The sequence below is a fragment of the Granulicella sp. dw_53 genome (assembly GCF_018449545.1).
Taxonomy (GTDB): domain Bacteria; phylum Acidobacteriota; class Terriglobia; order Terriglobales; family Acidobacteriaceae; genus Edaphobacter.
Genome location: NZ_JAAVUR010000010.1, coordinates 155,672 through 178,683, shown reverse-complemented (window position 1 = coordinate 178,683; position 23,012 = coordinate 155,672). Strand labels below are relative to the sequence as shown.

General features: G+C 55.9%; 13 protein-coding genes. 6 read left to right on the top strand and 7 right to left on the bottom strand.

All coding sequences use genetic code 11. The features are described 5' to 3' along the window. Positions 1–334: 334 nt before the first annotated feature. Both HB393_RS16610 and HB393_RS16605 read right to left on the bottom strand, forming a co-directional pair. On the bottom strand, positions 335–2,893 hold the full coding sequence (locus HB393_RS16610; RefSeq protein WP_213806310.1) for a glycoside hydrolase family 95 protein: 2,559 nt from the start codon (positions 2,891–2,893) through the stop codon (positions 335–337). A gap of 233 nt (positions 2,894–3,126) precedes the next feature. Then, on the bottom strand, positions 3,127–5,664 hold the full coding sequence (locus tag HB393_RS16605) for an ABC transporter permease (RefSeq protein WP_213806309.1): 2,538 nt from the start codon (positions 5,662–5,664) through the stop codon (positions 3,127–3,129). 321 nt (positions 5,665–5,985) lie between these two features. On the opposite strand from HB393_RS16605, the gene HB393_RS16600 reads away from it, so the two are divergent. Continuing rightward, entirely contained in the window at positions 5,986–6,903 is a 918-nt protein-coding gene (locus tag HB393_RS16600; RefSeq protein WP_213806308.1) for a serine hydrolase, read from the top strand. Between the two features lie 98 nt (positions 6,904–7,001). Here HB393_RS16600 and HB393_RS16595 read toward each other — a convergent pair whose 3' ends face one another. Together HB393_RS16595 and HB393_RS16590 are read right to left on the bottom strand one after the other, a co-directional pair. Next, positions 7,002–8,306, bottom strand: coding sequence for a glycosyltransferase (locus HB393_RS16595; RefSeq protein ID WP_213806307.1), 1,305 nt, complete (start codon positions 8,304–8,306; stop codon positions 7,002–7,004). Positions 8,307–8,636: 330 nt separating this feature from the next. Then, on the bottom strand, positions 8,637–12,071 hold the full coding sequence (locus HB393_RS16590) for a TonB-dependent receptor (RefSeq protein WP_345945255.1): 3,435 nt from the start codon (positions 12,069–12,071) through the stop codon (positions 8,637–8,639). Positions 12,072–12,266: 195 nt separating this feature from the next. Between HB393_RS16590 and HB393_RS16585 the strand changes: the two genes are divergently transcribed. Next, on the top strand, positions 12,267–13,292 hold the full coding sequence (locus HB393_RS16585; protein WP_345945254.1) for a LacI family DNA-binding transcriptional regulator: 1,026 nt from the start codon (positions 12,267–12,269) through the stop codon (positions 13,290–13,292). Between the two features lie 30 nt (positions 13,293–13,322). Here HB393_RS16585 and HB393_RS16580 read toward each other — a convergent pair whose 3' ends face one another. Then, on the bottom strand, positions 13,323–14,492 hold the full coding sequence (locus HB393_RS16580; RefSeq protein WP_255551225.1) for a glycoside hydrolase family 130 protein: 1,170 nt from the start codon (positions 14,490–14,492) through the stop codon (positions 13,323–13,325). Between the two features lie 203 nt (positions 14,493–14,695). Then, positions 14,696–15,535 (bottom strand): oxidoreductase, encoded by an 840-nt coding sequence (locus HB393_RS16575; protein ID WP_213806306.1) that lies wholly within the window; start codon positions 15,533–15,535, stop codon positions 14,696–14,698. Between the two features lie 123 nt (positions 15,536–15,658). On the opposite strand from HB393_RS16575, the gene HB393_RS16570 reads away from it, so the two are divergent. The 4 genes from HB393_RS16570 (at position 15,659) to HB393_RS16555 (ending at position 20,881) form a co-directional block, all read left to right on the top strand. After that, entirely contained in the window at positions 15,659–16,279 is a 621-nt protein-coding gene (locus HB393_RS16570; protein WP_213806305.1) for a TetR/AcrR family transcriptional regulator, read from the top strand. Between the two features lie 201 nt (positions 16,280–16,480). Next, positions 16,481–18,118 carry a formate--tetrahydrofolate ligase gene (locus HB393_RS16565; RefSeq protein WP_213806304.1) on the top strand — a complete coding sequence of 546 codons (1,638 nt, stop codon included), beginning with the start codon at positions 16,481–16,483 and terminating at the stop codon, positions 18,116–18,118. A gap of 183 nt (positions 18,119–18,301) precedes the next feature. Continuing rightward, positions 18,302–19,009 (top strand): hypothetical protein, encoded by a 708-nt coding sequence (locus HB393_RS16560; RefSeq protein WP_213806303.1) that lies wholly within the window; start codon positions 18,302–18,304, stop codon positions 19,007–19,009. A 360-nt stretch (positions 19,010–19,369) separates the two neighbouring features. Beyond that, positions 19,370–20,881 carry a M20/M25/M40 family metallo-hydrolase gene (locus HB393_RS16555; protein WP_213806302.1) on the top strand — a complete coding sequence of 504 codons (1,512 nt, stop codon included), beginning with the start codon at positions 19,370–19,372 and terminating at the stop codon, positions 20,879–20,881. 75 nt (positions 20,882–20,956) lie between these two features. Here the strand turns inward: HB393_RS16555 and HB393_RS16550 are convergent, their stop codons facing one another. Next, positions 20,957–22,972 carry a CocE/NonD family hydrolase gene (locus tag HB393_RS16550; protein ID WP_213806301.1) on the bottom strand — a complete coding sequence of 672 codons (2,016 nt, stop codon included), beginning with the start codon at positions 22,970–22,972 and terminating at the stop codon, positions 20,957–20,959. Positions 22,973–23,012: the final 40 nt, after the last annotated feature.

Sequence of the window (23,012 nt, the reverse complement as noted above, 5' to 3'; positions counted from 1 at the left end):
GTGAGGTAAGTGCTTTATAATCAGTCGCTTGCTGGATTTAGGCTCCGGTAAGCGGCTGATTCTACTTGAGTTGCGCCCAAATACGTGAGCGGGCTTGGGTTACGGTTGTTTGTTGCATGCAAAGGCCTCGACGGGGTTGCCGTCGAGGCCTTTTTTGTTTCTCTAGTTCTATTTTATGTGATTGACCGAAACTAAAGTGCCACTCTTATCTCTTTGAACGGCAATGAGTTAAGTGATTTTGGGGATTGACATGCGTTTTTGCTGAGGAATTCGAAACAAAGTTTTTGGGGGATCGATATGTCGCTCGATTGGGCTGTTTTTTGACTTACCAGTGTCACGCGAATCTCACTCTATATATCTGTTTTGCTTCCAATGTAAAAGCGACGCTGCCGTCGGAGTTCTTTCGCAATGGGGTTTCACCTTTGCCGGTGATGCTGGCGATGTTTTGTTCCGCTGGTGCACGGAGACGATATTCGCCGGAGAGGTCTGGCCGGATGGTGGCGGCTGTTGCCTTTCCGTTTGCCCAACGCAGATCTATCTCGACTGCGCCGCGTGCCCTGAGACCTTTCACTTCGCCGGAAGGCCATGCGGATGGTAAAGCGGGCAACAGGTCGATGACGTCCGTATGGCTTTGCATGAGCATCTCGGCGATTGCCGCAGTGGCGCCGAAGTTTCCGTCGATCTGAAAGATGGATGTCTTGCCGGCGGGATGTGTGTCGAAGAGATTCAGGTTGGTACTGTGCTGCATCAGCATCGAGAGAGATTCCCAGGCTTTGTCGCCGTCGCCGAGGCGGGACCAGAACCCAATGGCCCAGGCGCGGCTCCAGCCGGTGTATGCGCCGCCGTTGGCCAGCCGCCGCTCCAGCGAGATACGTGCTGCCTTTGCAAGCTCGGGCGTACCGCGTGGCGTGATCTCGTTGCCGGGATACAGAGGATAGAGGTGGGACATGTGGCGCTGACCTGGGGTGCTCTCGACGAAATCGATGGACCACTCCTGTAGCTGACCGTGACTGCCTATGCGATATGGGATGAGTTTGTTGCGTGCTGTCTCAAGCTTTGCGGCGAAGTCGTGGTCCAAGGCTAGTTCTTTCGATGCAGCGATGCAGTTCGTAAAGAGCTCCCGGATGAGCGCCATGTCCATGGTGCAGCCGGCGCTTGTCATGGCAGGCTTGCCGTCGGGCGCCATGAAATCGTTCTCGGTCGACTCCGAAGGGCATGTTGTTAGATGTCCCTCACCGTCGTCGATCAGCCATGCCAGGCAAAACTCCGCCGAACCTTTCATTAATGGGTATGCACGCGTTCTCAGGAATTCGCGGTCGCGGGTAAAGCGGTAGTGCTCGAAGAGGTGGGCGCAGAGCCAGGGTCCGCTCATGCCCCAGTTGGCCCACGTCGGTGCGCCGACGCCCATTCCTACAGGGTTCGCGGCGCGCCAGATGTCTATGTTGTGATGTGTGACCCAGCCTGGCAAGCCGTACATCTCCTGCGCAGTGCGGGTGCCGGTGTCGCGGAGACCTTCGATGAAAGTTATCAAGGGCTCGGTGCAGTCGCTGAGGTTGCAGGTCTCTGCGGGCCAGTAGTTCATCTGGACGTTGATGTTGGTGGTCCAGTTGCTGCTCCATGGCGGCTGCACCTGATAGTTCCATATACCCTGTAGGTTTGCTGCCTGTGTGCCAGGACGTGAGCTGCTGATGAGCAGGTAGCGTCCGTAGTGGAAGTAGAGGGCGAGCAAGGATGGATCGGGTGCAGATGCGAAGTTCGCCAGACGCTGATCGGTCGGTAAGGCTGCCTGGTGGTTTGGGCCCAACGTGAGTGACACGCGGTTGAAGAGCCTTTTGTAATCCGCTATGTGGCGTTCATGGAGTGTGGAGTCGCTGTGGGTGAGGGCGGAGTCGAGTTGGCGGCTAGCCAGTTGGGTTACGACGGCCTGTGGCGTGTCGGGACTCTTATCGAATCCGCGATAACCGGTAGCGGCGGTTAATACGATGGTGCATGCTGTCGCGCCCTTGATGATGAGGCTGTTTCCGGTTGCGGAGATATGGCCGCCCTGGATATTCGCCTGTAAGGTCGCGGCGAAGTACATCCCCTCGCCTGCGACGTCAGAGAAGACGGCCGGATCTTCACCGCCAGGATGACCGGCGCCGGCGATGTGCTTTGGGGCTTTGCCAGTTAACAACAGACGGTTGCCGCCGACTGTCTTGACCGACTTCTCGAGTGGGCCGTCCAACCATATGGTCGCGTTTAATTGGCCTGGTCTGCTGGCAGAGACGCGCAGTACGATGGCCTGATCTTTTGCGGAGGAGAACGCTATGCGTTCGAACTGGGTATCATCTACTGTGTAGCGAGTGGCCGCGATGGCGGAGGCAAGGTCGAGTTCGCGACGATAGCCTGTTACCTGACCGGTGTGAGTGCAATCGACGTGGAGGTTGCCGAGCGGCTGGTATGCCTCTGCGAAGAGTCCTTGCATCTTACGGCATAGCTGGTCGGCGAGATGATAGTTTTTCTGCTGGAGGACGGCTTCGCGTATTGCAGAGAGGTAGTTCTTCGCGTCGCGGTTGTTGCCGTCGACTGGAAGACCTGACCATAGCGTGTCTTCGTTTAGCTGCAAGGTCTCTTTTGCGGGATCGGTGGGGACGGGACCGGATGTGGGTTCGCCCTTTGCGTCCTTGACCGCGTTGGTGTGGATGGCGCCTCCGCCGAAGACCATCGCGCCGAGACGTCCGTTGCCGATGGGCAAGGCGTCTACCCACTGCGATGCCGGCTGGGTGTACCAGAGCTTGAGGTCGTCTGCATCGTTCGGCGAACTCTGACTAAAGCTGAAACGTTTTCCAACCGACAGAGTTGCTGCCACGGTAGAGGCTGAGACGAGGAGGCTGCGGCGTGTGATTCTAGCCATCGGATGCTACCTTTCTTACGAGAGAACAGCTGGCACGGAGTATTGTGTCAGTCGACAGTGTATCCAATGCAGAATATATGTCGTTGTACTCGTAAGAGGTTCTGTAGGATAGTGATCGCTTGTGACGCGATGCGTAGCTTCGATTGCTCCTTGGCTTCACCGCATTTTTAGTGAAGTTGGTTGAGTAGCTTCTTCTTAATGCTGGCTGGTGTAGTGCGCTGGAGTGATGAGATTTATTCGGTGCGCAGCGCTTCCATGGGTTCGATATTTGCCGCGCGTCGTGCGGGGATGAAGCCTGCGATGGCCGCGGATGCCGACAGGACGGCAATTGCGATTGCAAGGCTTAGAGGATCGTAGGAGCGGACCTGGTAGAGTTGGTCGGCCATGGTGTGGGCTCCGAGCATTGCGATGGGAATGCCGATTGTGAGACCGAGGCCGGCCTGGAAGATCGCTCCCCACAGTACCATTCGCACGACGTTTGCACGGTTTGCGCCGAGCGCCATGCGCAGCCCGATCTCGCTGGTTCTGCGGGCTACCTGGTAGGAGGTGATGCCGTACAGGCCTACCGATGCAAGTATCAGGGCGAGTGCGCCGAAGAGCATCGTTAGCCGCGCGATGAGGCGCTCCTGGGTGAAGTTGCCAGCGACCTGATCGTCGAGGGAGTGGAGGTCGATTACGGTCAGGTTGGGATTGATATTTGCGAGGGTGCGACGTACGAGCGTGTCGAGATTTTGCGGAGGCCGTTGAAAGTGCAGAGTTACGGAGTTGATGAAGAGCGAACGGCCCTCGGCCATGACGAAGTTCGGTTCGGTCAGTCCCGCTAGTTGCTGGGTCAGGGGACGGAAGTACATCGTTCGCACTTCGCCGCGCGGATTGGTGTATTTCGCGTCCTCTACGATGCCGACGATCTCGAAGGACGTGGCATACTTTTGATCGAAGACTCCAAAGTGCCGTCCGAGTGGATCTTCTTTGGGAAAAAACTTCTTCACGAATGCCTGGTTTACGACTGCTACCTTTTGCGAGGTGTCGGTGTCTTGATTGGTGAATGCTCTGCCGCGAAGGACTGGCTGGCCTACGGTCGCAAAGAAGTGTGGACTTACTCTATCCCATGACGAGCCATTGTGATCGTTGGGGCCTGGTGTGGGATGTCCATCGACATAGATTCCTTCGCCCCAGTTGTTGCCTTCCAATGTGCTGTAGAGGGCGAGGCCTGCGCTCTGGACGCCGGGCATGGATTCGAATTGTTGCTCGAGGGATTGATAGAGCGCGGGGAGGGTTTCGGCGGTGTAGCCTGCGCCTGCGGGGTCGAGGTGCAATACGTAACGGTTGGAGGTTTCTAAGCCGAAGTTCTGGTGCTCCATGTTTCGCAGACTCTTGGTGAGTAGTCCTGCACTTACTAGTAAGACGAGTGAGAGCGCGGCTTGAAAGACGATGAGGGACTTCTGCGGCAGCGATGCACTATCGCGTGTGGAGCGGTTTGCACCGCGCAGGGCTTCGGCGGGATTGGAGTGCGATGTGATCCAGGCGGGCACAACGCCGAAGATGACGCCGGTGAGGAGCGAAAGCAGAAAGGCGAAGGCCAGGACAGGCAGAGACGGGCTCGCATGGATGGGGAGCTGTGGCGCGTCCGGAAATGCGAGCGTAAGAATCATGCGTGTGCCTGCATAGGCTACGGCTAAGCCGGCGAGTCCGCCGAAGCAACCGAGGAGAACGCTCTCTGTGAGCATCTGGCGGATGAGTCTAGTGCGTGCCGCGCCGAGCGCCATGCGAATGGATGTGTCCGCTTTGCGTGTTGCGCCGCGCGCGAGGAGCAGGTTGGCTACATTGGCGCAGGCGACGAGAAGCACGAGCGCCGAAATTATCATGAGCAGATGTAGTCCTTTGCCGGTCTGGCGTTGCAGGTTCTCGATGCCTGCGCCTCCAGGGACGATGACTACGTGCTGCTTGGGGATGAGTGTTGCGCCGCCGTTGCGCAGGTAGCCTGGCTGTGTCGCGAGCCACTGGCGGAGGCTGTTGGACATCTTGCTCTGCAACGGTGCGATGCTTACGCCTGGCTTGATTCGGCCCAGCACGTAGAGCCAGTTGCTCTCGGGCACCTTTAGGATGGTGTTTCTTCCTTCGATGAGGGGTTCGTCGGCGAGGGGAATCCATATCTCTGGTGGATTGCTTCTGATGCGGTCTCCGAAGAATCCTGCGGGAGCGATGCCGACGACGGTGACGGGCTTGCCCTGTAGATAGAATGTTGCGCCTACGACGTGTGGGTCGCCACCGTAGTTCGACTGCCATGCCTGATAGCTCATGACGACGGCGGGAGCCGCGCCGGTGGTGTCGTCGTCGCTGGTGAGGGTGCGGCCGGCGAAGGGTCCGATGCCGAGAGTCTTGAAGTAATTGCCGGAGACGTACTCGGTGCGTGCGGATTTGGCGGGCTCTGAACCTCGGCGTACGCTCATCTCGTTGCCGCCTGACTGCATTGCCGCCAGGCTTTCGAACTCTGGTGTTGTCTCCTGCAGGTGTTTGTAGAGTTCGTAGGAGTAGAGGTCGAAGTCTCCGTTGTCGTTGATGAAGCCGCCGTTGACGCAGCAGTCGTCGAGGTCGCCTACGCGGTAGAGGGTCTTGGGGTCGGTGACTGGTAAGGACTTCATCAGAACGGCGTGCACCAGAGTGAAGATCGCTGTGTTCGCCCCGATTCCCAGCGCAATCGTAAGAACTACGGTCACGGCGAAGGCTGGCGACTTGCGAAACTGACGGAACGCAACGTAGACGTCATGCATGAGGTCTTCTCCTGGCGGTCTTATGCTTGTTAGGCAACTACGCTGGAGGTCTTCAAATAGTTCACTCAGGGCGCGAATTCTTGCTGAATTAGTTTTTTGGTTCGAGGGAACTTATTCTCTTTGGTTTGCGTAGCTGTTCGGATGTGCAAGAAGCACCTTCTATTTTTTTGTGGGCTTGTTATTTTTTCTTGTGTGGTTTTGCGGGCTCAGGTGGTGCAAGCGTCTCAGAGCGATAGGCAACCGCGGGGTGTGCTTTGGACGCCAATGCGGTCTGCTGATTCGAAGATTGATGTCGGGGCTCTAGAGACGCTGTATGGGTAGATGGTGCAGGACGAGCATCGTGACTTGAAAGGGATTGTGGTGGTGAGGGATGGTCTGCTGGTGAGCGAACGCTACTTTAATGGCGATTCGGCTGATACTTTGCATGACATTCGGTCTGCAACTAAGAGTGTCACATCCCTGTTGATGGGGATTGCTGTTGAGAGGCGGCTTGTTGGGGACGTCGATGATTCGATTGCTGTGTACCTACCTGGTCTGCCGAAGGATGGTAAGGAGAAGATTCGGATCAAGGACCTGCTGACTATGCGCTCAGGATTGGATGCGGATGACGACGATCCGTCGACGCCGGGCAATGAGGGGAGGCTTGATGAATCTTCTGATTGGATGAAGTCGGTGTATGCGGTGCCGGTCAGACGTGCTCCTGGGGAGACGTATCTTTACTGCTCGCTCAATGCTTTCCTAGTTGGGGCGATTGTGGAGAATGCCAGCCATATGGCGCTCGATGAGTTTGCGAGGGCGAATCTGTTTAGTCCTTTGGGTATTCTTGATTTTCGATGGCGGCATGTGCCGATCAATCGAACGACAGGACAAGGGAATCTTGAGATGACTGCTCGTGCTGCAGCAGCCATTGGTCAATTGATGCTCAATGACGGTGTTGTGGACGGGAGCCGCTTGTTGCAGCACGATTGGATTGTTAGTAGCCTGGCGAGTCAGGTGGCGATTGGGGAGAGCGATCCCTACGCCGACTCTTACGGCTCTATGTGGTACACCAAGGCGGAGCAGGTTGCGGGGCGCGAAATTACGATTCATTTTGCTTCCGGAAATGGCGGAAACAAGATTTATATTGTGCCTTCGTTGCACATGGTAGTTGCAATTACATCGAGTGCTTACAACAGTCGCTGGGGTCAGCGGCGGTCGCAAGAGATCCTTTTGAAGATTCTTGCGGCATCTTCAAAGTGAGAAGTTCTTAGTCGGGAGTGGGGATTTATGCCTGCTGTGGCGGTCTCTGTGTGTGCCACAGCAGGCGTTGGTTTGTTGGGAGGAATTTTGATTTGGGCTTAGGCGTATAACAGCTCGTTGTCTTGTTGGGTTAGATCTGTCGCTTGGTCTAGTCCGAAGGCGGTTTCGATTACATCGGCAGCCAGATCAAGTCCGCGAGTCTTCGCGATTACTCTTTGAAAGTAGCGGGCTCGGTCTGCGTAGCTTGGATTCTTCAGAACGGTTTGTATCAACTCTGAGAGGCTATCTGCGGTCAGATCTTGAATCTCAAAGAATTCACCGACGCCGTGGTATGCGATTCTGGTTGCGACGCCGGGTTGATCGAATGCGATTGGGAGTGCCACCATTGGCACACCTTGTGCCAATGATTCCAGTGCTGTATTCAGTCCGGCGTGGGTTAGGCAAAGCGTCGCGAGTTTGAGCAGTTCTATTTGAGGAGCCTTGCGGACTACGATTACGTTGGATGGAATGGGACCCAGATCTGCGGGACTAATGTTGCGGCCTACCGAAAGTACGGTCTGGATGCCAGAGAGTTTTCCTACTGCTTCGAGGATGATCTTGTAGAGGTAGTCCAAGCCGTTTACGAGCGTTCCCAACGACGCATAGATCAATGGTTCGCCGGTTAGTTTCCTCCAAGGGAAGGATACTTGCTCTCGTCCAGCATCGTCGTGGAAGGGGCCGGCGTAGATAAATTGGTCGGGCCATTGGACGCCTGGAAGGTCGAATTCTCTGGGTGTCTGGGTGATGATAGCGAGTTTGGACATGGTGGAGGCGGGATCTTCCCAATCGATTTGGAGTTCCATCTTCTCGGCGTAAGGTATGGCGGCTGCCAGGATGGGCGCTGCTATATTTTCACCGATCCACTTTGCTCCCTCGAGGTTCCTGGTGACGGCTTCGGGTGTCGTCTCGTGGGGCCAACTAAAAAAGGTGGGCGGGGTCTCTCCAGAGAGATCGAAGTGGAGCACGTTCCAGATATGCACGTAAGGTATGCCGAGATGCATTGGAACGAGTTCGAGGTAGAAGTAGACCGTGTCGAAGACCAGCGCTTCGATGCCCGTTTCAGCGAGTATCCCTGGCAGGTATTCCAACGCCGTTCGGCAGAGTCCAGGCTGTACTTCGCGGCTCGAATATTGGACGACATCGAGGCCCTGCCGCTTTGTAACTCCACTCCAACTATCACAACCGAAGGGGTATTCTTTTTCGCAAAAGGGTACGAATTGCAGGTCCGCAGCGCGAACGGTGGGTTCGACATCTGGAATGCCGATGAAGACCACGTCGTGTCCACGCGAGGCAAGCTTGCGTGCAAGCGTGGTCATCGGATTCAAGTGCCCTGACAAAGGCATACTGATAAAGCCAATTTTCATTTGCTGTTCCTCTTTGGTCTGTGACTACTTCGATCTCTGGGTGGAAGGCGGAAGTGCGCCTGGAGAACAGGGCTGCCGCCAAATAAAGGTTGAGAGAACTTCAATGACTCGCGGAGCGCTTGCGACGTCATTTGATCCAATATATCAAATCTATCAAATTTAACGTTTTAATCAAATTTGAAAAACGTGACTTTCTAAACCTCGGTCAAATAAAAAGAGATCCCGCATGTTGACAACCATGCGGGATCTCGAGTTGTGAAGAAGGACTTGTTCGCTTTTACGGCCGAGTTCGCATCCGCGATTTAGGAGATGCGAACGAAATGAGTCGGGCTAAAAGGCGTAGCGGAGGCTGAATTGAAGTTGACGCTCGGAGGCGTAAGTTGTGCCCTTTTGCGTTACACGTCCAAAAGTACCGCTGGTTGGGTTGACGTCTGGGTCGTTTAGATTGGGGTGGTTGAGGTAGTTGAACGCCTCTCCTCTGAAGACCAGTGCATGATTATCGTGGCCGGGGATGATGTGCATGGATTTCTGTAGCGCGGAGCTGAAGCTATTGAAGCCAGGGCCGTAGATGTTGTTGCGGGAGCCGCGTGGTGCGAAGGTGCCCAGTGGCGCAGGAGCGTATGCGGCGCTTTCGAACCACTGTGCTGTGCCGTTTCCAGCAAAGGCGTGAGGGAGGTTGGGCTTGCGGGTCTGCACCCAGTACTGGTTGCCAGAGCCGGGGCCAACGCCTGCACGGTCGTTTCCGTTGGAGATGCCATTCGAAGGAGGGCGACCGGATTGGGCCTGGATGGTGCCGGAGAACTGCCAGTTGCCAAGGGTAGAACGCAAGATACGATTGTTGGCATGGGTTGCATATGGGATATCCCATACATAATTGAGGACCATTACATGGCGTGTATCGAAGTCACTTGGACCGTAGTTGATGCCGATGTTGTAGACGTTGGGGACGTTGGTTCCGTTGGAGGAACCATAGTCCAGGCTCTTGGACCATGTATAAGCGACTCCTGCCAGGAAGCCCTTTGCAAGGCGCCGTTTCAGGTTGGCCTGCAGGGCGTGATAGTTCGAACCTCCGACGTTTTGCGCTTCGCCGATCGTAGAGTAGCCACGGAAGGGACGAAGTGCATCGGTGTTGCTGATGGTTGGGTTAGCCTGAACGGTTCCGGGCTGGAGCTGGTTGACGTTGCCGAGCTGTTCGAGATGAATGCCGCGGCGGCCAACGTAGCTCATGGTAAAGGTCGCGAATCTCGGGAAGTCCTGCTCGAAGGTTAGATTCCAGCCGTAGGCCTCGGGGCTGGGATAATCATAGCGCTGGGATGTAAGTGCGATTGGCGACGCATTCGTGCCAACGCCGCCGGGTGCGTCTACATTGCCGCGAGTGACGGTGGATGAGGGCTGAAACGGAGCGTTGCCGCCGACCTGTACGACGTCGCTGATGCCGAGGCGCTGGATGTATCGTCCGAATCCGCCGCGAAGGACGGTGCCGGGTGTGAACTGATACGCGAATCCAAAGCGGGGCTGGATGTTCGAGTAGACGGTAGGATGGTAGTTGCTGTCGTAGCCGCGGAAGAGGCGAGCGTATCCGTTGTTGAGGATGTCGTCGGAGACGTGGCCCTTTGCGGAGCTAGGGAAGCCGCTGCCAGGGATGACGACGCCGTTGAGGGGATCACCGCCGGTGACGAAGCCAGTGGTGGGATTGACGGTAGGTGCGAGGGCTGGGCTCCAGTCTCTCTGACTGAAGAACGACTGGTTGCCCCAGAGGGCGTGGTAAGGCATCATGACGCTGTAACGTGCGCCTACTTCGAGGACCAGCTTCGATGTGGCGCGCCATTGGTCTTGCACAAAGCCTTCGAACATGTTGCCGCGGAAGAGGGTATAGGAACGCTGACCGATCTCTCCGTAGGTATCGAAGAGGCCGAGAGCAGCGTTCGCAATTGCGGCTCCTGTTGTTTGCGTTCCGGTTACACGCCGGTCTGTGAAGAGGAAGAGTCCGTTCTGGTTGTTGGTAGTACCGGGCCTTGTGTTGTCGACGCTGATCTGGTCGAAGTTGTTTTCGCCAGCGTACTCCCACAGACCGCCGAATTTGAGAGTGTGGTTGCCCCAGACCTTGGTGATGTTATCGGCGATGTCATATACCATGCCGCCCGAGCGCGATGGATAGGGACCGCCATCGAGTGTTCCGAAGTTGCCTAACTGGATGGTGGGAATCTTGTTGGGGATGGTCTTGGTTGCGGCTGGGTAGAGGTAGGGATAGTTGATGCCATACTTGGTGCGATCGAAGCGGCCCAAGGATGTGTCGATGCCGATATCAACGTGATCCGCGGCGGCCGACACGATAAACTCATTCACGATCTTCGGACTGATGGTCCAACTGTAGTGGAAGACGCCGATCTGATTGGGGCGATTAAAGATACGTGGATTGAGATTGAAGTTTCCGAAGTGTGGCTCGTAGTCGTTGTAGTTGTAGTTGAGCAGGCTAAAGCGGAAGTGATGTGCTTCGAACGGTATAAAGTCTACGACAATAGTGTCCTTGCGCTGCTTCTCGGTGTATAGCGCGGAGTCGATCCAATTGTTTTGAGCATTCCCAACGAGGTTAGCCGCAGGATAGGCACTCAGTAGTGCGAGGCCGTTCGGGCTGAGTTGATTTGCCGGGATGGTATTGTTTGGGTAAGGCACGCCCGTGGTGGGGTTCACTATTTGGACGGGGGTGTTATAGAAGATATTCGGACCAAGCAATTCGCTGAAGTTACCGGTGCGCATGAGCGCAGTGGGGACCTTCTGTTGACCGAGGTCATCGTGGTTGTAACGCACCCACTCCTGGCCTAAGAGGAAGAAGAGCATGGAGCGGTTCTTGTTGAAGTGGCCGGGGATGTAGACGGGACCGTTGAGGTTCCAGCCGTACTGGTTGTAGCGAAAGGCCTGCCGGGGAAGGCCGGTGTTGTTGCGAGCCCAGGTGTTGGCGTTGAGTGCGGTGTTGCGGAAGTATTCGAAGACGCTGCCGTGGAAGTTCGTTGAGCCGCTCTTGGGAACGATGCGGATTTGGCCGCCGGAGGTGCGACCGTATTCAGCAGGATAGCTGGTAGTGAGGATCTGAACCTGCGAGGTCGAGTCTACGTCCGCAACACCGACGCTGGTGCCATTGGAACGCGTGCGCACCATAGGGGCGCCGTCGAGCGTGATGAGGCTCTCCTGCGAGCGAGCACCGTTTACGTTGATGCCGTTGTCGAGGCCGAAGTTGAAGGCAGCCATCGAATTGTTGCGAACGACGCCGGGTTCAAGCTGCGAGAGGTAGAGCGGATTGCGCCCGTTGAGCTGAATGGACTTCACCTGTGCTTCGGTGACGAGCTGGCCGACTGAGGCGCTCTCGGTCTGCACGGTGTTCACGCCTGCTTCAACATTCACTTCTACTTTGGCGTCGCCGATGCTCATGGCGATGTCGATGCGCCGGCCGATGCTGGGATCGAGGCGTACATTGCTGAGTGTTGTTGTCAGGAACCCAGCTGACTCCGCACGGATGTTGTAGTCGCCCGAGGGAAGGTTGGTGAGGGTGAAGCTGCCGTTTTCGTTGCTGGTGATAGAACGATCGGCGTTGGTTGCATTATTGCGAACCATAATCTTGACATTGGGGAGAAGCGCACCGGATGGGTCAGTGATGGTGCCAGAGAGGGATGAACTATCGGACTGAGCGAAGAGCGGAGATACGGCCGCAAACAAGCAGATTGCGACCAACAGAAGGGCGAGACGAACGGCGAGCCTAGTGTATTTCAATGCAGCCTCCAAAGTGAGCGCTAACGAATACGCTGCAGAAAACTAATATGATTGCGCTATCACAGCGGACAACGGTTTACACACCCGGGCATTCCGTTGTCAATATGAAGGGTGATAAATTTGTGAATAATCCTGAAATTCGATCTCAGGTTAGGGAGCCTTTTCGATAGGCCTTCCACGAAGAAGACAGATAAAGTGCGAAAGCCTTCTCCCATAAAACGTGCGACGCTTGAGGATGTAGCGCGGGCTGCTGGAGTGGGGCCCATGACTGTATCTCGCACGATCAATGGTCATCCCTACGTCGCAGATGAGACAGCGAGGAGAGTTCATGAGGCAATTCGCCGTTTGGGGTATCGTCCAAATCACGCGGCTCGGATACTTACGGGTCAGCTATCCAAGTCCATTGGACTGATCGTCCCCGATTTGGCAGACACGTTCTTTTCTGTCGTCAGTCATGCGGTACAGGAGGCTGCGCGAGAGGCTGGCTATCTCGTCTGGTTGGCGGCTTCGAACGGCGATCCTTCCATCGAGGAGGCGCAGGTCGAACAGATGGCGAATCATCCCGTGGATGGGATTCTGCTGGTGCCGGCGGACAGTCGCGCCAGATATTTGAAAGCCGCGGCGTTGCGATCGACTCCGATCGTTACGATTGATCGGCCCATCGAGGTGGCGCAGACCGACTCGGTCGAGGTCGAAAATAGAGCGGGAGCGCGGATGGCGGTGGAGCACCTCCTCAGCCATGGCTACAAGAGAATCGCATGTGTGGTGATGAACTCCCATTTGCAACCTGTCAGGGAGCGTATTGTGGGCTATGAAGAGTGTTTGAAGAGTACGAAACTCTCTCGCATCAAGAAGGTGATGTTATCGAGCGAGGTGTCGGCTCCAAAGGCCTTGTCGGCCCTCTTTGATTCGCCTGATCGTCCTGATGCTTTATTCACCGCGAACAATGCCTGCACGATCACGGTCATCAAGATACTCAAAGCAATGAAGATTAAAGTGCCCAGGGATGTCGCGCTGATTGGATTTGATGATGTTGATTTTTATACTTTGCTGAACCCTCCGTTGACTACTGTCCGTCAACCTGCCACCGAGCTTGGACGCGCGTCCGCACGTTTACTCCTAAAACGGATACGAGGGGAGTCCTCGTCTTCCATTGCTAAGACGGTGCTGCCGGTGACGTTGGTTATTCGGGAGTCGTGCGGGTGCAAGAACAGGAGATAGAGAGTCGTGCATGTCTACTTCTCTTACTGTCTATTTGTGCTCGCGGGGCGCGTCCCCGATAGCTACGCCGACCAGTGAATCGGCTGAGCCGTAATACAGAAACCAGCGGTCGTGAAAATGGACGAGGCCTTCCAGGAAGGTTGTGCCTGCGGCGTATTGGCCACTTCGCTCCCACGGGAGTTCGGGTTGAATGAAAGGCTTCGTGGTGCGTTCGAGGAGATGGTTTGGATCGTCCGCGGAAAATAATGCCTGGCCTGCCGAGTAGGCACCGGGATCGAGCTTCGGATCTCCGTTTGTGACGGCGTTTTTTCCGTTGTAGAGCAGGACGATGCCGGCTGCAGTAAGTAGCGGTGGAGGTCCGACCTCGGGGAGACCGCTGTCGAAGTGGCCGGGCCGTGGCTCGAGCAAAGCTACTGGCGTTCCGTCGGGCGTCTCGACGGGAGTCCAGTGGAGAAGGTCGGTCGAGGTGGCGAGGCTCACCGATCCTTCGCCCCAGTACATCCAGTATTTGCCATGAATGCGAGCGGCCAGGAGGCGGCCACCGACGAGATGGGTGACGATGCCTGCGGACTTGTACTTCAATGCGGCGTACTTGCCGGTGTCTCCGAAGGCTGGCCCATACTTGGTCCAGTGAACGAGGTCGCGTGAGGTTGCTATTCCTACCGAGTATGTAACGCGGTTCCACTGTGTGTAGGTGAGAATATAGATGCCATCCTCTGCTTCAACGATGCGTGGATCTTCGACTCCGCCGGGCCACTCGCGGCTTCGCTGCGCATCGGATGCCGGGTAAAAGACGGGCGCGGGCCGCCGGGTGAAATGGATGCCATCGCTACTCTCAGCCATACCCAGACGGGAGGTATGCAGACCGATCCCGAGCGAGCCGCTGTCGTCCTCGGCGCGGTATAGAACGATTACTTTGCCATTGCGAACGATGCTTGCCGGGTTGAAGGTGTGGAGCGCCTCCCAATGAACAGGTTTCGCCAAGATTGGGTCGAGGAAGGTCGATTCTGGCTTTCGCCTGATGACAGGCTGCGCACTCTGTGGACGTTGGAACGGACCTAGTTGCCACTCGAGTCCATTTGAGTCCTGGAGATGACTGGCTTGGCGATAGTCTGCGTGGAGAGCATCGGTCTTCTTTTCGAGATACATCCCTAGGAGCAGATACGCACAGACGAAGGTAGAAAGCCTCAAGGAGCTCATGCTCGGAAGCATACGTCGGTAGTTACGTCTTGGCAAAGTTACAATCTGCAGTTGGGCGAGTTAGATTTCGGCACGCCCACCCGTCGGAAGAGGTCGCACCTCGAAGTCGATTTGCATTCTGCTTGGTTTAGCCGGTTGCTTGAGGACTTATCCGGATGGGATCCAAGTGGATCCCATCCGGATTTCTATGTGAGGTCAGTTTGTCAGGGCCGATCGAAGTTTGTGGAGCGGGTTACAGAGTCCCATTCGGCGAGCTCTATCTTGAGAGCATGTAGATCCTTGCCGATGTACTCCAAGGCGTCTGGTCCGAGGAGCAGGTGTGCGGGAGGATTCGGTGACCCTATCAGGGTGACGATCGCACGTCCGGCTTTAGCTGGATCGCCAGGTTGGTGGCCGCTCCTTGCAGCCCGCGCAGCGCGGATGGGCTCGAACACAGCATCATAATCCGCGATGCTTCGGGAAGACCGGACCATGGACCGGCCGGCCCAGTCCGTGCGAAACATGCCGGGCTCGACGGCGGTTACAAAGATGCCAAAGCTCCTTATCTCTTTGCCCAGGGAGGACGAGATTCCTTCCATGGCGAATTTGCTCCCGTGATAGTACGAGATTCCTGGGAAGGTCATCAGCCCGCCCATCGAGGTGACGTTGATGATGTGTCCGGTGCGACGCGCACGCATGAAGGGTAGGGCCGCCTTCATCATAGCGACCGCGCCGAAGACGTTGACCTCGAATTGTTGGCGGAGCTCGTCCAAAGGCGACTCTTCCAAAGTGCCTTCGTGACCGTATCCGGCGCTGTTGATCAGGACGTGAATAGGCCCAACTTCGGCTTCGATCCCACGAACGATTTCGGGGATCGCCTCCAGATCCGTAACGTCCAACACGCGTCCAAATGCCTCGCCGGGTTTGATTGCCTCGAATTCTGCCACCGCCTCCGGTTTGCGGACGGTTCCCACGACTCTATGTCCGGCCTCCAGAAGCGCTTCCGCGAACGCACGGCCCAACCCGGCATTAACACCGGTAATAAGAACTGTTTTCTCTGTCATAAGGGATCTCCTCGGATTAACGATACCTTGGGTATCGTTTCTAATATGGATATACGATACCCTGAGTATCGACTTGGATTCAAATTTCCGCTCCGATGGGAGAGAATTCATTAGGAGATCATCGTGAAGTCATTGGAAAAGCCTCAACTTGGACGCCCTCGAAGCGATGATGCCCATCAAGCCATTCTTCAGGCTGCGCTTCAACTCGTTTCGGCGCAGGGATTTCGCGCCATTACGGTCAATCAGATTGCCGCGCACGCGGGAGTGGGAAAGATGACCCTCTACCGGAGGTGGCCGAATAAGGCGGCTGTCGTCATGGATGCGCTCCTGGAGCTGGTGGGGCCTGAGACCGCCTTTCCGTCGTCTGCGCGCGCGTTGGACAGCATTCGGGAGCAGTTGGGTCTGCAGGCGAAGTTCTTTCGCAGCAGATATGGCAGGCTCATCCGCTCGCTCCTGGCAGAGTCGCAGTTCGATGAGGAACTGGCAACTGCATTTCGGGAGCGTTGGATTCAACCACGTCGTGGCGGGGTCATTCAAGTGTTGAAGACGGCGATTCAGGAGGGGGATTTAAGGAGCGATATCGATCTGGAGACCACGACGGATATGCTCTATGGCCCTCTCTATTATCGTCTGCTCCTTGGGACAGGAACGATTAACACCGTCTTCATCGACCACTTGTATAGGCAGTTCCTGGCAGGCCACCAAGTGCCCCGGACAAAGAGGACAGACGATATCGAACCCTGAGTTTTAGGCTTGGATTCGTGAATGGAACTCGCTTTACTGCAGATCATGTCTTCCAGCGCCCATCGGAGGAGCTGCGCTGCTATCGTAGTAGAGATAGCCTAAAACTTCTGGTGATAGATAAGACCCTGGCTCCAGTAATCGACTATTGGCCAGATATTCTTGGACTAGTTGTGCGTGTGATGAGGCTTGTGAGGATGTTGCGTGAAGAAGAATCTGCTGCCTATTGAGGCGATTGCCGCCAAGTTGGATTTACCCGAAGATCTATATGAGAGACGGAGCCCGGTCAGCGCGAAGTTGAGCCTGGAGCTACTGAATGATGCGCGGTTCGATCGTGGCGGAAAGCTGATTCTTGTGACGGCGACGACTCCGACTGTTTCGGGCGAGGGCAAGACCGTCACATCGATTGGGCTGGTGCAGGGACTGGAGACGATTGGTAAACGAGCAATCCTCACTTCGCGTGAGCCGTCGCTAGGCCCGGTATTCGGTATGAAGGGTGGGGCGGCTGGGGGCGGTCACTCGCAGGTAGAACCTGCGGAGAAGATCAATCTACACTTTCACGGCGACTTTCATGCGATCACATCTGCGCATAATCTGCTCGCGGCGTTGATCGATTCACATCTGTTTCATGGCAATGCGCTTGATCTCGATCCGGATGCGATCACATGGCCGCGCACGCTGGACATGAATGATCGCGCGTTGCGCAACATCATCGTCAGCGTGACGGCTGCGGACAAGAAGCAGCGCGATGGGAGCAATCGACCCAGCGGATTTCTGATTACGGCGGCGTCGGAGATCATGGCGATCCTGGCGCTTGCTTCCGGCCGCGAGGATCTGCGTGCGCGGTTGGCGCGAATCGTGATTGGACAGAACCGCAAGGGTGAGCCGGTGCGAGCGGCGGATTTGAAAGCCACGGGGCCGATGATGGCGCTGCTGAGTGAGGCGCTGCTGCCGAATCTGGTGCAGACGACCGAGGGAACGCCAGCGATGATCCATTGCGGTCCGTTCGCGAACATCGCGCACGGAACGAGTTCGGTGGTCTCACAGCGAATGGGAGTTCGGTTGGCGGATTATGTGGTCAACGAGACGGGTTTTGCATCGGACCTCGGATTTGAGAAATATATGGACCTTGTGAGCCCTTTGTCTGGTATCAAACCCGCGATTGCGGTGTTAGTGACGACGGTACAGAGCGTGAAGCAGCAAGCAAAGGGCGATTTGGGCGATTTAAAAGACGAGTTCGCAAATCTCGAAAAGCACATCGCGATCGTGCGCAGCTTTGGGCTGCCTGCGGTGGTGGCGATCAATCGGTTTCCTGACGATACGGAGGCAGAGCTCGACAAGCTACGGGCATTTTGCGAGGCGCGGGGAGCGGCGTTTGCTCTTTCGGAGGCGTTTGCATTGGGCGGCGAAGGCGCGGCGGCGCTGGCGCGGAAGGTCGTCGAAGTTATCGAATCAAATCCGAATGTCGTGTTGACGAGTGCCTACGCGAATGGCGATTCGGCGGTCGAAAAGATCACGAAGGTGGCACAGAAGATTTATGGCGCGGATGCGATCGAACTGAGTGAACGCGCGAAAGAGAGCCTGGCGAGGTTTGCGCGCTGGGGCTTTGGAGAGCTTCCAATCTGCATCGCGAAGACGCAGTATTCGTTGAGCGACGATCCGAAGCTACTGGGAGCACCGACAGGATGGACGCTCCATGTGACGGATGTGACGCTCTCGGCGGGTGCCGGTTTTTTAGTTGTTATCGCGGGTGCGATGATGCTGATGCCTGGACTGCCAAAGGCGTCCCTCGCGTTGGGAATCGATGTGGATGAGAGTGGCGAGATTACGGGTATGCAGTAAAGAATTTGATCGGATGCAGTGCCTGGAGGTTCATTTTGGTCTTGCAGGATTATTATGCAGAGGCGATGTGTTTGGGGATAGTCGCCGACCGAAAGAAGGCTGCGAACTACAAACAGAGTTGAAGCAGAGTTTTGATGATTCGAGACGACAGTTCACTCTTCAGGCACTGTAAACTGGAGATTCATGGCATATCTTCACATCCTCGCATTGATTGACGCTGACCTGGAACGGCTAAGAGAGGCGCGGTTACTTCTAACCGCCGCCGCCCCAGCCGCAAAACGAACTGAAGAGAAGGTTCAGAATCTTCTCTTCAGCAGTAAGGTACTCAAGACTCCTACGAAACGAATCTCAGTTGCTCCCCCGCGTCAAGCAGTGGAATCCAAGGTTCCGCAGAAGAGACCGTTGCGAGATCCAAAGCGGAAGAAGTCTGCTTCGACGAAACTGGACTCAGCGAGGTTGAAGAAGATCGCTCGAAGCGTATCGTTGACGCTGCCCTTTGATCTCCCACTGCCTCCCATTTCGACTACGGAATCGATTCCTGCTCTCGACCAGGAAATTCACCGGGACCAACCCTTGGAACAACAGGCACTGCCGCCAGTAGAGGATATTATCGGGACGGCAATCGACGCTCCTGTTGCCGTTCGATTGCGCAAGGTGCCTAAGAAAAGAAGAAGCACGCTCGACCAGCCGCCGGTCGCGTCTGTCTCAAGCCCTCTGGGTGGATTCGTTCCGAATAGGCCTATCTATATCCCCGCCGATCAGGTTCGACGAGATCGGCCCAAAGGACGGGAAGAATCGGGTATTCAACGCGAGAGGTCTGGCCAGCCGGCTCCTCTGCCTCTTACGGCTGAGTTGCTGACGCAACGCTGGATACAGGGTGGTAGTTCCTAGTCGCAGAAGGTTTGGATAGACAAATTCAAGTGGCTGTCTCGCGATCTGCAGAAGTGAAGTTTTATGGTAGCTTCCGCTTGGGTTGGTAGAGAGAAAACGATGGAGGCTTTCGGCGAGTCTCCTCATCGGGTCGCATCAGGTGTACTGTGACGTCGAAGATGCCCGGTAAACCCGTTCCGTGGTAACTGCTTTCGTCGAATCAGTATTTCTACTTATATGAAGTCTCAATAGTGGGCGAAGTTGGCTCTTCTGGAAAATTGTAGATTGCGGGTAACTCTGTCTTCTAGTTCAATTGAAAGCGCGTGCCTTGAGAGAGTGCATACGCTTTTCCCCATTCAGAATTCCTAGCCAGGAGAGATCATGTTTAAAGTTTCGGTAGCACTCGCGACTGGGTTCGCGCTGTTTTGTGGTGCGAACGCAGGGAAGGCACAGAAGTTGGATTTTCTCGCTACAGGCAGCCCTCTAAAAGCAGCACCCGCGGATAAGGAGATTGTGGCTGCGCTTCGGGCCACTTCGGCTGAGAGGATTCATCGCAATATCGAAACATTGGTGAACTTCAAGAATCGTATGACGACGTCCAGTATGGAGACGGATCTGCCGGCGGGCACAGGAATTCTGGCAGCCGCGGAGTATATCAAGGGGCAATTCGAGACTATCTCGAAAGATTGCGGCGGCTGTCTGGAGGTAAAGGAAGATGTATTCATTCAACCTGGTTCTTCTGCGCCCGGATCCCGTATTACAAAAGACACGAAGCTCATCAATATCTACGCAGTTCTTAAGGGCACCGATCCGGCTCAATCTAAACGCATGTATCTGGTCACTGGGCACTATGACACACGCGTGATCGATATGACCAATACGCACGACTTTGCACCGGGGGCCAACGACGATACCAGCGGAACCGCCGTAAGTATGGAGTGCGCTCGTATCTTAAGTAAGCACAAATTTCCTGCGACGATTATCTTTGCAACTGTTCCCGGTGAGGAGCAGGGACTGAATGGCAGTGCGCATCTCGCGAAGCTGGCGAAAGAAGAGGGTTGGGATCTTGAGGGTGTCTTGAACAACGACATCGTGGGTGGCAATACTACACCTGGAGAGCTTCATCAGAGCAAGACACGAGTGCGGGTCTTCTCGGAGAGCGTTCCTCAGAACGCGACCGTTGAGGAGATGCGGCGCCTTATCCAGTACGGCAACGAGAGCGATACTCCTTCTCGCGAACTTGCACGCGAGGTTCTTGATGTGTCTCGCACTTATTTCCCTGTGGTCGGTTCTGCGGTGCCGCCGGCCTCTATCAAGCCGGTGATGGAGATGCGTCTCGACCGTTACGGCCGGGGTGGCGATCATCGGTCCTTTAATGAGGAGGGATTTGCAGGGGTTCGTTTTACGGAGTGGCGGGAAGATTATCACCATCAACATCAGGATGTGCGCACGGAAGGCGGGATCGAATATGGCGACCTACTCAAGTTCGATGACTTCGACTACATCGCTAAGGTTGCGCGGGTGAATGCTGCTACCCTTGCAACTTTGGCCAGCGCGCCAGGCACCCCGCAGGGTGCGACGATGTCGGCGCGCAATCAGGATAATAACTCCGTCATGAAGTTCAGTATTCCGGATGGTGCACCGGCGGATGCGTGGTATCAGGTTGTTTGGCGCGAGACGGATGCCTCGGACTGGCAGTATGGAGCGAAGGCCTCCATGTACGACGAAAAGGTTGAAGGGACTACGCACACCATTACGGTGCCGATCTCCAAGGACAATGTCTTCTTCGGGATTCGTTCCTGCGATACAAAGGGCCATTGCAGCGCAGCCGCTGCTCCGGTCCCTGAGGTGCCTGTTCGTAACGGCCCGCGGCCGGGAGCTGGCCGCTCTTAATGTAGGCGCTACTTGAAAGGCCCAAGCCGGATGTTGGCTTGGGCCTTACGATGTTGGCGTGTGATTGATCCAGACCTACGGTACGACCGGCAGATCGATAAAGCTCGCAGTGCCGGGAGTGCGCCAGATTCGCTGCGTTGCCTTTTGATAGTCCGCAGGTTTCGCGTCGAAGATACTCGGCACAAAGGTTTGAGGGTTGCGATCGTAGAGAGGAAACAGCGTGGACTGAACCTGGACCATGATGCGATGTCCCGGCTGGAAGATATGGTTTACGTTCGGCAGGTCGAATTTATATAGCAGTGGTGTATTGGGTTTGAGCGCCTCGGGATGCTCGAAGCTCGTACGATAGCGGCCACGGAAGATATCGAGCGAAATTGCCAGTTGATATCCACTCATGGTGGTTGGCGGCTTCGGATCGTCCGGGTAGACGTCGATAAGCTTTACTACCCAGTCGCTGTCGGTCCCGCTGGTTGAGGCATAGAAGTTTACCTTGGGCACGCCGCTAACTCGTAGAGGGGCCTTCAGCGGCTCAGTCAAATATGTGAGCACATCGGGTCTGCCATCTGCGAAGCGCTGATCCTGTAGCAGCCACGTCGGCCATCCTCCATCATCCGTAGCCACGGGGCGCGCGCGGAAGGGAACTGGCTTCTTTGGATCAGAGACATATTCGTCGAACTTTTCAGCCCCGGCAGTCGGTGCCGAGAAAGAGAGGCCATTGTTTGATGCGAGGTAAAGAGGCTTGCTCTTTCCTTCGCAACCCGCATCGCAACTGAGCGGCCACGATTGGAAGCGATCCCAGTGGTCTTCACCGGTGTTGTAAATGAGGACGGGTGGTGTCGCGGCCTTGGGAGCTCCCTCCACCAAATACTGATTGAAGAAGGGAAGCAGTACGTCTGAGCGAAAGTCGGCTGTCGTGTCGCCATCCCATGTAAATGGTCCGGTGACGTGACCTTCACGATTGACCTGGCTGTGGAACCATGGCCCTATCACCAGGAAGTTCTTGTCGTTGTTCTTGTCCTTGGGCTCCCAAACCTTATAGCTGTGGTTCGCGCCCCACATATCTTCCTGGTCCCATAGCCCCTGCAGCCACATGGTTGGTACGGTTAATGGTTTCTCAGCGATAAGCTTGTCGAGCGCCTGGCTCTGCCAGAAGGCATCATAGGCTGGATGTTCTTTGACCGTGCGCCAGTAGGGGAGTTGATCCGCTCCCAGCGATCGTGCGAAGTCTTCTGCTGATCCCTTCGCGAGGAAGTTCGTGTAGTCGTCGCGACCATCGTGGGGTATCCTTGGCCCGGCTCCCCGCACTGCCATCTGCCTGACGAAGTAGTCAAGCATTCGCTGGCGAAAGGCACCATAGTGGAACCAGTCGTCTCCCATCCAGCCATCCACCATCGGGCTCTCAGGAGCAGCGACCTTGAGCGCGGGATGTGGATTCAGCAGGGCCATTACAACTGTGAACCCTTCATACGAGGAGCCGATCATGCCGACACGGCCATTCGTCTCTGGGAGATTCTTTGTCAGCCAGTCGATCGTGTCATACGCGTCGGTCGTATCGTCTGCGCCAGTCGGATTGAACGGACCGACCGGTGGTGGGGTCATCAGATACACGCCCTCGGAGCCGTACTTGCCGCGTACATCCTGATAGACGCGAATATATCCCGCCTTGACGAAGATCTCATCCGACAGTCCCAACTCATCGATCATGTGCGGAGATTCGGTATTTGGAGCAGCACCTTGAACGGCGGGGGGAGTTGTAGGTCCAGCAGCGACGAGCATGCTGCCGGCCGTGGCGCGCGCGGCAGAGGCGATGGCCGCGGCGTTATAGCAAGTGCGAGTCAGAACGATCGGTGCATTCTTAGCACCCTTTGGAGTCACAATGACGGTGTATAGCTTCGTGCCGTCGCGCATTGGAATCATCTCAACCCGTTTGGTGTAATCGAACTCCGGGTGAGGCGCCGCATAGGGCGTCTTTTTTGGCATAGTAAAACTAGCCGGGATGTCATTCTCTACAGGCTTTTCCTGCGCTACGGAGGGAAGAGACAAAAATGCAAAAGCTAGCGCGGCGATTGCAGCGCGGCTGAGTAAGGTCATCGATTTTTCCTGGATCTGATTATTGCGGAGAGATATGAAG